This is a genomic window from Hahella chejuensis KCTC 2396, from assembly GCF_000012985.1.
GTDB lineage: Bacteria > Pseudomonadota > Gammaproteobacteria > Pseudomonadales > Oleiphilaceae > Hahella > Hahella chejuensis.
In genome coordinates this window covers 3445793-3459686 of record NC_007645.1, presented here as the reverse complement: position 1 = coordinate 3459686, position 13894 = coordinate 3445793, and the positions used below count along the sequence as shown (strand labels likewise).

13 protein-coding genes are annotated in these 13894 nt (G+C 49.9%); 1 reads left to right on the top strand and 12 read right to left on the bottom strand.

Going from position 1 to position 13894, the window contains the following annotated elements; all coding sequences use genetic code 11:
- Nucleotides 1–27: 27 nt before the first annotated feature.
- The 4 genes from HCH_RS15145 to HCH_RS15130 form a co-directional block, all read right to left on the bottom strand.
- Nucleotides 28–351, bottom strand: a complete 324-nt coding sequence (locus tag HCH_RS15145) for a hypothetical protein (protein WP_011397194.1) — start codon at nt 349–351, stop codon at nt 28–30.
- Entirely contained in the window at nt 348–1196 is an 849-nt protein-coding gene (locus tag HCH_RS15140) for a DUF6502 family protein (RefSeq protein ID WP_011397193.1), read from the bottom strand. The genes HCH_RS15145 and HCH_RS15140 overlap by 4 nt, the downstream gene beginning before the upstream one ends.
- Nucleotides 1197–1506: 310 nt before the next feature.
- On the bottom strand, nt 1507–2340 hold the full coding sequence (locus HCH_RS15135; protein ID WP_011397192.1) for a polysaccharide lyase: 834 nt from the start codon (nt 2338–2340) through the stop codon (nt 1507–1509).
- Between the two features lie 395 nt (nt 2341–2735).
- The gene (locus HCH_RS15130; protein WP_011397190.1) at nt 2736–3632 is read right to left on the bottom strand and encodes an adenylate/guanylate cyclase domain-containing protein; all 897 of its coding nucleotides are present in this window, start codon (nt 3630–3632) and stop codon (nt 2736–2738) included.
- Nucleotides 3633–4561: 929 nt separating this feature from the next.
- Here HCH_RS15130 and HCH_RS15120 point away from each other — a divergent pair.
- Complete coding sequence (locus HCH_RS15120; protein ID WP_011397189.1) at nt 4562–6202, top strand: methyl-accepting chemotaxis protein; 1641 nt, start codon at nt 4562–4564, stop codon at nt 6200–6202.
- Nucleotides 6203–6244: 42 nt separating this feature from the next.
- Here HCH_RS15120 and HCH_RS15115 read toward each other — a convergent pair whose 3' ends face one another.
- The 8 genes from HCH_RS15115 to HCH_RS15080 all read right to left on the bottom strand — a co-directional run bounded on the left by HCH_RS15115 (nt 6245) and on the right by HCH_RS15080 (nt 13742).
- The gene (locus tag HCH_RS15115) at nt 6245–6838 is read right to left on the bottom strand and encodes a NapC/NirT family cytochrome c (RefSeq protein WP_011397188.1); all 594 of its coding nucleotides are present in this window, start codon (nt 6836–6838) and stop codon (nt 6245–6247) included.
- Between the two features lie 2 nt (nt 6839–6840).
- The gene (locus HCH_RS15110) at nt 6841–7287 is read right to left on the bottom strand and encodes a nitrate reductase cytochrome c-type subunit (protein ID WP_011397187.1); all 447 of its coding nucleotides are present in this window, start codon (nt 7285–7287) and stop codon (nt 6841–6843) included.
- Nucleotides 7288–7296: 9 nt separating this feature from the next.
- Nucleotides 7297–9789: a periplasmic nitrate reductase subunit alpha gene (napA, locus tag HCH_RS15105; protein ID WP_011397186.1), complete on the bottom strand. Its 2493-nt coding sequence runs from the start codon at nt 9787–9789 to the stop codon at nt 7297–7299.
- Nucleotides 9790–9839: 50 nt separating this feature from the next.
- Nucleotides 9840–10109, bottom strand: a complete 270-nt coding sequence (locus HCH_RS15100; RefSeq protein ID WP_011397185.1) for a chaperone NapD — start codon at nt 10107–10109, stop codon at nt 9840–9842.
- A gap of 113 nt (nt 10110–10222) precedes the next feature.
- Entirely contained in the window at nt 10223–10396 is a 174-nt protein-coding gene (locus HCH_RS15095; protein ID WP_083769874.1) for a periplasmic nitrate reductase, NapE protein, read from the bottom strand.
- 338 nt (nt 10397–10734) lie between these two features.
- Entirely contained in the window at nt 10735–11295 is a 561-nt protein-coding gene (locus tag HCH_RS15090) for a hypothetical protein (RefSeq protein WP_011397183.1), read from the bottom strand.
- Between the two features lie 553 nt (nt 11296–11848).
- Complete coding sequence (locus HCH_RS15085; protein ID WP_011397181.1) at nt 11849–12322, bottom strand: hypothetical protein; 474 nt, start codon at nt 12320–12322, stop codon at nt 11849–11851.
- Between the two features lie 61 nt (nt 12323–12383).
- Nucleotides 12384–13742 carry a hypothetical protein gene (locus HCH_RS15080; RefSeq protein ID WP_011397180.1) on the bottom strand — a complete coding sequence of 453 codons (1359 nt, stop codon included), beginning with the start codon at nt 13740–13742 and terminating at the stop codon, nt 12384–12386.
- Nucleotides 13743–13894: the final 152 nt, after the last annotated feature.

Genomic DNA, 13894 nt, shown 5'->3' with positions numbered 1-13894 from the left:
ATAGAAGGAAGCTATTTGTCTGCCTGATTAATAGTCTGTAGTTATCAGCGCTTTCTCCGTCCTCTGCTGTTCGTCGAGAACATCGTCACCCTCTGGCGAGGGCGTTATTTCTTCGGGGGACTCTGTATTGCCGGAGGCGGCTGGCGCCAGGACTGCTTCTTTGGCGCGCGCCTGTTCCGCCGGGGATTGTTCCGTTTGTTCAGGCAGGGTGAATTTACGGTAGCCAGTGCCGCCGATACCGCCGATTTCGCCATCTTCCGCGCCGGATTCGTTCACTTTAACAGCAGCGGCGCAGTGGACAGCGCTGACGCATAGTCCAATAGCAAGCAGAGTAATCAGTTTGGTTTTCATTGACCGCGTTCCTTTTTCTGTTCTTTTTCCACCCAAAAATAAACCCCCAGGTTGAATTGCTGTCTGGCTCCGCTCTTGCCTCTATCCTGCTCCTGCAGGCTTTTGGCTTCTTTATTGATTGACTTCAATAGAGCGCTTGCCTGCTGTTCAATCAAGCCCTGCAACTGTTCAATGGACTCTGGCGTCAGGCGGTTGTAGAACACGCCGCGGTCAAATTGCGGAGGAAGGGCGCCGAGAAGGTTGTTGGCGCCGGCGCTGATGTGATCATGCAGGTGCTTACCAAAAAAGTAGGCTTTATCATCAAACCCGTGCTGCGGTACGAAGGCTTCCGTGTTCAGGCAGACGGAGCCGTCCTCGTCAATATGAGCGGCCCCCAGCCGCAGCCATTCGTCCAACACCACCCCGGGGCGAATATCGTGCTTGGCGACGGAGGCGACGAGGGAGGCGAAGGAGGGACCTTTATCGGCGGCTTTAGGCAGCTTTTTTGGAGTTCCGTCGGAATGCTGGTATTCCTTCTCGCTCAGCCAGCGGGCGATCAGTTGCGAACCCAAGGAAGCCGTCGCATTGCAGGGGGGCTCCGTCGGGCTGTGGCGCAGCCGCTTGACGTCTTTGCGATGCACGCCTGTAAGCAGACTGATGCGGCTGTCCGTTTGCGGCTTTCCATCCAAAGGAAAGCTCTGTTCGGCCATCTCTACATAAACCTGTTTCAGGAGATTGCTCAGAGACGGGTAGGTAATCTGAAAGTGCAGAAGAAGGCGCACCAAGGGACGCAGCAGGTGGGCCAGCGCTTTACTCAGGGCGGCGGGCGGTTCTTTTACCGCAGTCGGAATATTGGAATCAGCCAAGCTCAAACCTTTTTATCAGCCAGTAATAAACGCTGAATTCTAAATAGATTTCGAGGGAAAATATACCTCAAGCCCTGGATTCCCTGAGCTACATTGCATTCTACATACAGGGACGGCATCAATTCCTTTAGTTTCAGTTTCTATTAATCAGGCAAAATAGCTTCCTTTATTTGTCTGCAACGACAGGGCCTGCGCGTGTCAGGCCCTGTCTCCCGCGGCTAGCCGCCGCGCATGCGCATTCATGCGCCTGATTATTAACATGGGAGAGTACTGCCATGTTAATAACTTCGTTTGCGGAGAAGGGGAGCGATCAGGAGCCGCACTGAACCGCCATATCCTTGAAGGATGATTTGTGGTCGCCGATTTTAAGAGCGTCGAAGTAGTGCAGGCGGTATCCGCCGACGGTCATTTGTCCGCTCCAGTTCGCTCCTTTCTTCCAGCCGGGCTTATATAGGCCGGCTTTGAAGTAAGGCCCCTTGGCGTCATTAAAAAATATGCCGCCGGTGTGTTTTACCTTTTGCCGACCGTCAACCCATACATTCAGGTAGCCGTCTTTCTGAGGGGAGGCTTTAAATTGCATCACAAAGGTCGTCCACTTACCCTTGTTCACAGCGCCGATATTGTCGTATTTCTTGCTCAGAGTGTACTTCTTGACGCCTTTGCCGGGTTTGGGAGTTAACTTACGGGTGTCAGCCAGAACGCCGACCACCCATTTCCCATCCTGAATGCTCAGCGCTAAGGGCGGGTTGCGGTAGTGTTCTCCCAGATTCGTGTCAGGCGTGCCGTGAACCTGCATGATAATGTCGTCATACTTACCATCATTCTTCCAATTCTTGGGAATGAATGCCGCGAAACTTACCCAATATTCTTTGCCGAACTGGAACTGTTGCATGTTGGTGAGTTCCGTCCGGTAGTTGTACTTATTTTTCTTCTGATCAAAGTACAGTTCGACTTTCATTGAGCGGTCGCCATCGCAGGAAGGTTCGCTTTTTTGAGATATCTGAGGCCAGTTACCGGACCCATTTCCATACTTTTTAATGTTGGTGTGCTCAAAATCCGCCTGATACAGGATTTTCGCCTGTGACACTGTCGAAAACAGCCCCAATAGAACTGCTGATGCGATAAGACTCTTTTTACTGGCCATGTTTCTTTCCCTTAAGTTATTGAAGGCGTCGGTCTAAGAAGCTTGCCGCGCCGTTTTTTATATTTACCTGTAAGCGCCCATCGGCAGTGCAAAGGGAGACGCCGGCGGCGCAATCCGTCAGAGGTAAATATTCCCGCAAATACTATGCGGTAAAAATTCCCACGTCAATATTTTCTCCCTATATGGAAGCCGGATCAGGTTGTATTACCGGGGCCGATCCCTATGAGCTTTACGACCCGCCCCTTGGCGGCTATAGAAATCCACAACGTCCCGATGAATTATTAGAGCGAGCGCCTCTGGCGAATAGCCCGCCTTCAGATAGCAATCGCCTCCTTTGTCAGGATGACTGTATGTGTCAGGATGACTGCGTGTGTCAGGAGGACTGCATGGCGTCTTCAGTGAAAGAATTCGATGCGATGGGACTGATTGCAGGCGAGGGGTTGACCGGCGCTTATAACGCCGCGTCCCCACAAAGGCAGTTCTTCGCGTTTCAGGTAAATTTCTTTTTCATCATCCATTTTGACCCAGGTTCCATTGGTGCTGTGATCCACTAAAACAAACTTTCCTCGTCGATACTCAATCCAGAAATGCTTCCTGGAAGCATATTGAACCTGCAATATCAAATCACATATATCCTGGTCTCTCCCCACGTTAAAGCTATCCAGCTGTGGCGACAGCACAATATCCCTGCGCTGATAGACCAAATGCATTCCCTTACTGGTCGTATGCGATTTCAGATCATGATTGTCAAAGCTGATCATGGTTGAGAAGCCGCTGTCGCCGCCGCTTTGACGCCAGTCGACAAGATACAGGATAGAGTCTCTCTGGAATGATTTTATTTTTACGCAGTCAAAAGTGGTTATTTGAGCTTGGAACTCGGCGGACAGGACTGCGGCGGCTTCCTCGCTAACGACAATTTGTTTGGCGTTGGCGATTGAAACCATGCGGGCGGCTGTATTGACGGTATCGCCGAAAATATCATTTCTCTCGACAATAACCGGTCCAAAATGAATGCCTATCTTTACTGACAGACCGGGACCACTATTCACACTCGGCTCCAGTTCCCTTTGGATAGCGCAAGCGGTCTTGACAGCCTCATCCACAGTGTGGAATCGCACCATCAGTTCGTCGCCGATGGTTTTAACCACCGTCCCGCCGTGCTCCTCGGCAAGACGCTGCATAAGATAGAAGCAGGAGAAGACCGCCTCCTTCGCTCTTTTATCTCCAATCTGCTTGTATAGACAGGAACTGCCTGCAATATCGGCAAATAATACGGCGGAACTCTGAGCCATGGCGATTACCGAATGTTATTCAGTCAATATAAATATCCATAACTCGTCAAACGTCTTTCCTTGGATTAGTTTAGGTATAGCACGGAATGATAAAGCAACAAGGCGCTTTATCATGCTTTCTGGTAATGGATTGGTAACACACAAATTTATTTTGTTACCGTTATAACCGTAATTATCCTTAAGTGAAAAATAATGTGAAAGTTCTTATACTTTTCGGAACTTGATGGAACTTGTGGCGAGAATAAATCAATTTGCAAACTATCACATTCCAGCGTCGGCAGGCGACGGTAGATCTACGATAATGAAACAGGCCTTCAAGTCATCTTTAAATGTGATTTTAAGGTTAATCGCAACGACAGTTTTGAAGGCAGGGAAAATCGAGACTTCAGATGAAAAAATGGGATACCAATAACGGGACTAATCAGCATATATGGGAAATCGCCGCTTGATTCAAAGAGCCCCCCAAATCTGGGAGACATGGTGACTTTAACATCCCATGGCGGGATATGTTGGATTACCGTTAAAGTTGTCAAAATTGATTGCGATGAGACTACTGGATTGATCGTTGATACGTCAGGCCCGATAAATTCCTACTACGATGCTGATGTTACTCCAGGGTCATATATTGGTTTCAAGACGGAAAATGTCAAAATTCTTGTCAGGCAAAATGAGTCTCAATAACCACAGAGATACTATTATTAATCCGGCTCGTCGCCGCGCAGGCGCATGCTTGCGCCGTGTTATTAACATGCCAATATTATTGCCATGTTAATAATAGTTTATGGCTGCAGAATTGATCCAGGTCAGCATCCTTGTTATTCGACAAGGTTAAAAAATATACAGGCCAATTCTGAACGACTTCCATAGTCGTTGGGTGACTGGCTCCACCAATGACCTTGTAACCCTTACGCATTACCAAGGGGGTCTTAATGTTGAGCTACTTGCGCCAAATTACCATTCGGCATCGCTTCTACCTGATTTTGTTCCTTTTCGTTGTTGGTCTCTTCGCCGTCGTCACAATGACGTACTTTAACGCCAGCAAAAATCTCATGGCCGGCAAAAAGGAAAGCGCCAGAAATGCGGTCGACGCAGCGATAAGCATCATCGCCTCGTATCAGAAGAAAGCGGCGGATGGGACGCTGGAGGAAGCCAAAGCGCGTGAGCAGGCGCTGCGTACAATTGAGAGCATTCGTTATGCCGGCAGCGAATATATCTGGATCAACGACCTCAATCATACTGTGCTCATGCATCCCATAAAGCCTGAGCTGAATGGAAAAAGATTATATGATTTAAAAGATCCGAATGGCGTTTATCTCTTTCGAGAGTTTGTTTCCGTGGTGAAACAAAATAAAGCTGGATTTGTGCCTTATTATTGGCCGAAACCCGGACATAAGGACCCCGTGGCCAAGGTCAGTTATGTGAAAGGTTTCGAGCCCTGGGGATGGATAGTCGGATCAGGGGTTTATGTCGATGATGTCGAAGCTGTTTTATTCCAGCAGATGATTGAAGTGCTTGTGACGGTGAGCATTATCATTCTCCTTTTACTGTTTATCCTCATGATCGTCGCCAACAGCGTTACGAACCCACTAAATAGAACTTTAGAAAGGATGGGCGATATCGCCTCTGGCGACGGAGACTTAACGGTCTATCTGCAAACGGAGGGTCGGGACGAGCTTGCCGCTCTTTCCGTACAGTTCAATACGTTCGTAGATAAAATCAGAAATTTAGTCACCAATGTAACTTCATCTATTGGTTTGCTGACTCTTTCTGTGGATGAGTTATCCAACGCAGCGATGAAGAGCGTTGACAACGCCCAGAATCAACAAAAGGAAACGGATCAAGTCGCCAGCGCCATGAACCAAATGTCAGCTTCCGCGCAGGAAATTGCTCAAAATGCAAACAGGGCTGCGCAATGCGCTGCTGATGCGGACACTGATTCTGATCAAGGACGGCTTATCATGAAAAATACATTGCTGACAGTGGATGAACTTGCCGCCGAAATGAACAGGACGACTTTATCGATCGAGGCGCTTAAAACTGAGACGGTAAACATCGGCAGCGTACTGACGGTCATAGAGAGTATCGCCGAACAGACCAACTTGCTGGCGTTGAATGCGGCAATAGAAGCTGCGCGGGCGGGAGAGCTGGGGCGGGGGTTCGCTGTCGTTGCGGATGAAGTGAGAGCCTTGGCCAGTAAAACCCAGCACTCCACTCAGGAAATTAATGAGATGATTGGAAAACTGCAAACCGGCGCCTCTTCAGCCGTATCCGCGATGGAAAAAAGTCTCCATAAAGCGCGTGGAGCGCAAGAACAGACGCAACGTGTCGAGAATGCGTTGGACAAGGTCATAACGTCCATTACCGAAATCAACGACGTTAATAACCAAATCGCTACGGCTTCAGAACAACAGAGTTTGGTTTCAGAAGAAATAAACAAAAACGTCAGCAACATCGCCGTAATTGCGGAGGAAAACTCGGAGTCTATAGACCAGGTTAGGTCGTCATGCGAAAGCCTTCGCCAGGTAAGCGCAATCCTTATCCAACAGGCCGGGCAGTTTAAGGTTAATTGAAACTTTGAAGCTTTCCATAACAGGCCAGGCGTGAGCTGACGGTTACCAGTCTTCTACGTCCGCCATGTTGGGTAAGCGATGGGCGATGCCTTTATGACAGTCTATGCAGGTTTTCTCACCAGTAACGAGGAAGCCTGCATGCGCCTCACGAGCCCGTTTGCTTTGGCGAGTGAAGTCCATAGACTCGACGGAATGACAGTTTCGACATTCAAGAGAGTTGTTCGCCTTAAAACGCGCCCATTCATGCTCAGCCAGTTCCCGCCGGTTTGCTTCGAATTTTTCTTTGGTGTTTATCGTACCGAAGAGCCAACCCCAGACTTCCTTGGACGCCTGCATCTTTCTGGCGATCTTATCGGTCCAATTGTGGGGGACATGACAATCAGGGCAGGTGGCGCGGACGCCTGAGCGATTGGCCCAGTGAATGGTGTCCTGAAGCTCACGATAGACGTTACTTTCCATCTCATGACAGCTAATGCAAAAGCGTTCCTCGTTCGTCGCTTCTAAGGCGGTATTAAAGCCCCCCCAGAATACGATGCCTCCTATGAAGCCTCCCATAACCAGAAAGCCAAGAGAAAAGTGGACGCTTGGGCGATTGAGCGTACGCCATAGCGGCTTTATCCAGCGCATAGCTCTCATAGCTATTGCTCCTTACGCTTATCCTGAATGATCTGCCGTATGTCCTTAAAATTGTTCTCAACCAGCGGTTTGGCGTTGGTCTGCGGCACGTGGCACTGATTGCAGAAATAGCGTCGTGGAGAAACCTCCGCCAGGAAATTTCCCTCTCGGTCCATATAATGGGTGACGCTAACCATTGGCGCCTGCGATATCTCAATGCGGTGCCGGCTATGACAATGCATGCATTGATTATTATTGAGGTCCACCTGATAGTTATCGATCTTGTGCGGGATCGTGGGAGGCTGCATAGGGTAGGCCCGTTCCCGCTTGATATCCTCGTTCAGTACCTGTGGGATATAGGGCGGTTCTGGATTTTCATCTAAAGGCGCGTTTCGCAGCGTTGCAATGTTTTCCGCCCAGACCAGCGCGGTGATAACTGGTAGAGCGAGAAGAATAAGCCATTTTTTCATTGCATCCCCCTATACCTTGATCAGCTTGACCGCACACTTCTTGAAGTCAGTCTGTTTGGAAATGGGGTCCGTCGCGTCCAGGGTGCATTTGTTGATGAGTTGACTGGCGTCGAACCACGGGACGAACACCAAACCTACGGGAGGTTTATTTCTGCCGCGGGTTTCCACCCGGCTGCGCATTTCGCCGCGGCGGGACACGACTTTGATTTCATCGCCTCTGCGAACGCCGAGCTTGCGGGCGTCGTCAGGGTGCATATAGACCAGGGCGTCAGGCACTGCGAGATAAAGTTCGGGGACTCGCTGGGTCATACTCCCTGAGTGCCAGTGCTCAAGAACTCTACCTGTCACAAGCCAGTAGGGATAATCCTGATCAGGAGACTCAGCGGGTGGCTCATAGGGCAGGGCGAAGATTATCGCTTTACCGTCCGAATGCCCGTAAAACTGATATCCAGCGCCCTTTTTGACATAGGGGTCCGAGCCTTCGCGGAATCGCCAGAGGGTTTCTTTACCGTCTACGACGGGCCAGCGTAATCCTCTCGCTTCATGGTAGCGATCAAACTCAGCCAGGTCGTGACCGTGGCCTCTGCCAAAAATAGCGTACTCTTCAAACAGGCCTTTCTGAACGTAAAAACCGAAGTGTTCAGACTCGTGATTTTTATAATTCGGGTCTATTTCCTCAATGGAATACTTATTCACGCTATTGTTTGCAAATAACACGTCAAATAAAGACTTACCTTTGAATTCCGGGCTCTTGGAAAGTATTTCTTCCGGCCAGACTTCATCTGTCGTAAAGCGTTTGGAGAACTCCATTATCTGCCAAAGATCTGACTTTGCTTCTCCTGGCGCACTGACCAACTGACGCCAGAATTGTGTTCTTCTTTCCGCATTCCCGTATGCGCCTTCTTTTTCAACCCACATTGCCGCAGGCAGAATAAGGTCAGCGGCTTGTGAGGTTACAGTGGGATAGGCTTCGGAAACCACGATAAAGTTATTGGGGTTACGATAGCCCGGCAGGGTTTCTTCCAGCATGTTGGGGGCAGCCTGCACGTTATTGTTAACCTGGACCCAATAGGCGTTCAGTTCTCCGTCGCGGAGCTTGCGATTTTGCAGGACCGCGTGGTATCCGGGTTTGTCAGGAATGACCCCTGGCGGTATCTTCCAGGTTTTTTCAGCAAACTCTGGATGTTTAGGGTTGGTGACCACCATGTCGGCGGGCAGTCTGTGAGCGAACGTACCCACTTCACGTGCGGTGCCGCAGGCGGAAGGCTGCCCGGTCAACGAAAAGGGACTGTTTCCGGGACTGGAAATTTTTCCTGTCAACAGGTGCAGGTTATAGACGAGATTGTTACACCATACGCCTCGCGTATGCTGATTGAAGCCCATGGTCCAAAAGGAGGTGACTCTGGTCTTGGGATTGGCGTAAAGCTCCGCTAATTGATCCAGCTTTTCCTTGGACGCCCCGGATAGTTTCGAGACAAATTGAGCGTCATACTGTTGCAGAAAATTTTTATATTCTTCGAAGGAACTGTCTTTGGCGCCGCCGGGATTGCTGGCGTTCGCCGCCGCCAGTTCCAACTGGTGCTCCGGGCGCAAACCATAGCCAATATCCGCAGCGCCGACTTTGAAACGGACGTGTTTATTAACGAAGTCCCAGTTGACCATGTCCTTTTCAATAATATATCGGGCGATGTAGTTCAATATCGCCAGGTCCGCCTGGGGCGTGAAGATAATGGGTAGATCGGCCAGATCGAAGCATCGGTGCTGAAAGGTCGACAGGACGGCGACTTTGACATGGGGATGGCTTAAGCGGCGGTCAGTCACTCGCGTCCATAGGATAGGGTGCATCTCCGCCATGTTGGAGCCCCAGAGAACGAAGGCGTCCGCATGTTCGATATCATCATAGCAGCCCATGGGCTCATCAATTCCGAACGTCCGCATAAACCCTGCGACCGCAGACGCCATACAATGGCGCGCATTGGGGTCAATATTATTGGAGCGAAATCCGGCTTTATACAGTTTGACGGCCGCATAGCCTTCCCATACTGTCCATTGCCCTGAGCCAAACATACCGACAGCGGTTGGCCCTTTTTCTTTGAGCGTCTTTTTAAACTGCTTCGCCATCACGTCAAAAGCTTCATCCCACGTCACCGGCGTGAAATCGCCGTCTTTGTGATACTCCCCGTTCTTCTTACGCAGCAACGGCTGAGTAAGCCGGTCCTTTCCGTACATAATTTTGGATAAGAAGTACCCTTTGACGCAGTTAAGGCCTCTGTTGACTTCCGACTGGATGTCTCCGTGAGTCGCCACCACTTGATTATCCTTAACCGCGACATTAACGCTGCAGCCTGTTCCGCAGAACCGGCAGGGCGCTTTGGACCACTTCAGGCGGGTGTATTCCGAATCAGTAATGACATTGCTGGCTTCGCCAGAAAGACTGATGCCCGCGGTGCAGGCGGCGGTTACCGCCGCGGAACGCTTGATGAACTCTCTTCGTGTAGTCATATCGCACTACCTGTGCTCTGGGGAGCGCTATAAAGCGAAAGGAGCTTCCGTTAAGACATATTCCGGTCGAGCTCGCTGGCGCGCTCACAGTGGTGATAGATCAGATTGACGCTATAAACGCCCGCCAAATGGGGCGTGTCGTTCAGAAAATTAGAAACCGTTTCTCTACAGGTAGTCGCCATCACCACAACAATCTTGCCGACGTGCTCTGAATGCGTGACTTCTTGTGTCGGAGGCTGATGCAACTGTTGTGAGAGGAAAGTAACCCGCTGCGGTGCGCACTGAATAAGGAAACTGACGATATGTTCATCCTGTTCCATGCTTCCTCCTTCATATTGATGGCGTCAGTATGCGTACAGCCATGATGCTTCTGATGGCTTTGTCCCAACCTCTTGCGGCGGCGAACCCAATAACACTGATTGATTCAGTGGCGTCAGCCGGCGGGCGGACCGGTAAAGTGCTGTAATAACCAGACAGATAATCCGTAGACGCCAACGATGACGACGCTAAGGACAGGCGCCAATATTACTGCGAGAAAGATAAAGACGGTGAGCTCTCTCTTTTTTTCCGTGTTAGCGGATTCGGGAGCTTCAATAGAATTTTTCATATGACCCCACAACGCCATTACAGCTGTCCTGCTATATCTGCACATGCATGCAGAGGTTGTCTAAAGAAGTTAGTCCAAGTGATAGTCGGACGCAAATCAGATCAAAAACCGGCAGGTAATAGAAGAGTAGACAGAGAAAGAGAGTGATAGAGACGGGGCCTGACCCGTGCAGACCTGTCGTTGCGGACAAATGGAAGAAGGGGCTTTTGGCGGAAAGGGAGGCACAACCGGCCGCCGCTGGGTTCGTCTGAGACGTTCGGAAGACTGCAGGAGTCAGCCACCGATGTACCGTCAAAATTTGAATAGGAATATAAGGTGAATTTTATTCAGATATAGGCTTATAAGCTTTCCACTGTTGTATTGGAGAACCTGGCTAAAGTTTGTCTGGCGAGTTTTTTATCATCATGAGACGTATGGACTACAACCCCCCACTTGCCTGCGTCTTTGCCCATCCGAATTTTGGCGATCACCAGATCATGATCTGGACGTAAAGCAACAGCTCCTCCCAAAATCAGCCCTAGAAACAATCCTAAGCTACACACTCCAAGGAACGTCATGCCCGGACTGGATTGCGTTGCGGGAGGGCCTGCCGTAACCAGCAGCCAGGCGAGAAGGATAGAAAGAAGAACAATGCCTCCACCTATCACGACGTGCGACCTGATCATGGTGGCGAGGATACCTTTGTTCTCAGGCTCAAGATTTGCCCCCAGGTGGACGTCCTGCCTGTCATTTGGATTTATCAACTTAATTTGCTGGCGTGAAAAGCCAGCCTCAGTAACCAGCGCATCGATAGCTTCGTCCGCTGTTTCCTTTGTGTCAAAGACCACCGCTACCTTTGATGGATAAGTTTCACCGATAACATGCATATCAAGATCGGCTTCTTTCTTAAGGGTATTCATTTTCCAACTCCGTGTTCGCCATATAAGAGTATCGAATATATGGCTATGTACAGATATTGTGCCAAATGAGACTCCCCTCTATTGTTTCTCGCGGCTTATCCTGTCTTCGGAATGATTAAGTCTTCGTCTGATCGGAGAGAATCGGATGCGGCGGCCAGGCCTTTATGGATGAATGTGTCTGAATAAGCGCTTCATCATGAGACAGAGAACCAGGTCCAAAAGACGGTGGGCGCTTTCAAAACATGCTGGAACAATAAAAGCGCATCTCACTGGCGTGTGTCGCTACAGCGCTTTGAGCTTGGCTTGTCTGATTGTAACTTTTACTTCTACAAATCCTTTCATTGTAAGAATTACCGACGACACGCACCGACGACCTCTTTATTTCCCCCCGTTCCCGATGAGTTTCGGCATTTTAGTCTGCTGGGATGTGCTCATGGGCGAACGCATGCCACGGTCCTACAACGCGCTTTGGGTGTTGTTGATTAAGGGCGTCGCCGTATTGCAGCCGATAATACACTTCAGATATCCATCTGAGTCTTTTGGTAATTGATCTCTATTGTTTAACGCAGGCGTTTAACTGAACGTAAGGTAGCCAACCATCGCTCGCTTCGTCAGTTTCATCAGCGCGGCTAGCCGTGCGACTGCCGCCGCCATAGCGGGTGCTTTCGTCGATTTTATGCGTGTGCTGCGGGGTGCTTAAATCGTCCATTGAGTCGCCGACTGTGCCTTTGACTGTGCCGCCGTCAGGCGTAATGACAACGAAACGCCCTTTGAGAGAATCGTCGATATCATTCCAGCCATCCGGGCATGAAGAGTTCAAAGTAAGCACGATGGTTCCCGAGGGAAAGTTGTCAGCCGCTGTAGATTGTTTGGTGCCGTCGCTGAACTTGATATCTTTACCTGCTTTAATGTCCCCATCCACTGTCAGCGTGTCGCTGACGTCAACATCTCCCGTGAAAGTGATGGTGTTATCCGCTGTCGCCAAAGCAGGGATTAATAATACTATAAGAAGAAGCGTATTTTTCATGATCAATCCTGCCACTATGAATTTAAGTTATAGTTCATTCAGGGCCCCACTTGGCGCCTAGCTAGGGAGAGAAGGCTAGCGCCATACTCATGACATAGGCTTGGCTGTCATCGATCATATATATCAGTACGGATTTCGAGCTGTTTTCTATTACCTTCACAGCGCTGACGCCCTCCGCCACGAAATTGTTGGGTAGGGTCTGAACGCTTTGTACTTCGCCGCTATCAGAGTTCCATAGAAATACATTTAGGGGCTCAATCTGCGTGTCGGTTTGCCCGAATATGACGACGAACCATCCAGTGTAGTTAGGGATAGAGTCCAGGCCACGAATGCCCTGCTTAAAAAACTTTGCGTTTTTGATACCCGTTACAAACAATTGTTGATCAGGCATGGGCTCCGCATTGCCGTTAAAAGTCGTGGATAGAACTAGGGCATCGTATAGGTGGAAGGGGGTAACGGAGCGGAATAATGGCCCCCTAAAACCAAGGAATATATTATCTCCAGAACTGTTGCTACCAGCGAAAGCAACCCCTTCCACGTTAATGCCATTGCCGGTCTCGGCCCGTCCTGTGATGGCTGGCGGCACATTTTGCGAAGTATCCGAACTGGCCGGCCAGTTAACTCCTCCCGATGAGATCACCCACTCCCGCAGATCCCGACGCTTGGTCAGCGACAGGGCGGTGAGATTGTTGGCCTGATAACCCCCGCTTTTGCTGGGACTCAAGGTGAAGTTGTAACCCTGATAGCGATACCAGGTATCCCTGGCCGGGTTACTTTTATGCAGAGAAAGCGAGGACATGGCGTAGTAAACGCCGCTGCTGGGATTATAAGTAATGCCCTCCAAATCGAACATTTGCCATTCTTGCGCCTGCGATTCGGAGAGAAGGGGGCTGACGCTTATTTTTCCGTCGATGCTGATCTTAGTGGGATCGAAATAGAAAATCATGTAACGCCCCGCTTTTTGCGGAACCAGCTCGTCACCATTATCAGACACCCCCACCCATATCCCTAAGTCGGCGTTATAGGACAATCCCGAGCCTTCGATGGCGATGTCCAGGTCTTCCTCTGGCACAAGCACCGGGCAGTAGACCACCGAGTCGGCGCCGCAATTAAGAGTGGTGGGAGCGGTAACGACTACTTGTCCTTCCAGCGACAGAGAATAACTTAGTCCGCCGAAGTCCACATCTTCAAAGTAAACACCCTCGGCCACATTGATCACGTCGTTTTCGGCTACTTTCGATATCGCGGTATTAATAGACTGACAGGGCGACGACTTAGTGCAGTTTCCCGTGGGAGAGGCGTTTATATCGACGTAGAGACTTTTGGCGTGAATCTGCAGGGAAAGAGAGAGTGCTGTGAAGACGTAAAGACTCCAGGAGGTGAAATGGCTGAGTTTTGATGAAGAAGGAGGCCGATCCATGCTTTTTGCGCTCCTGCAAAGCCCGTGTATTCCCGGTCTGTATTGACAAGGAAGCTATTTGTCCGCCTGGTTAATCTTTGTCTGTCAGATCAACATTTGTCTACTTGACCAATAGTATATATAGCTAATCTTTCATTCTTTACAAGCAGGTT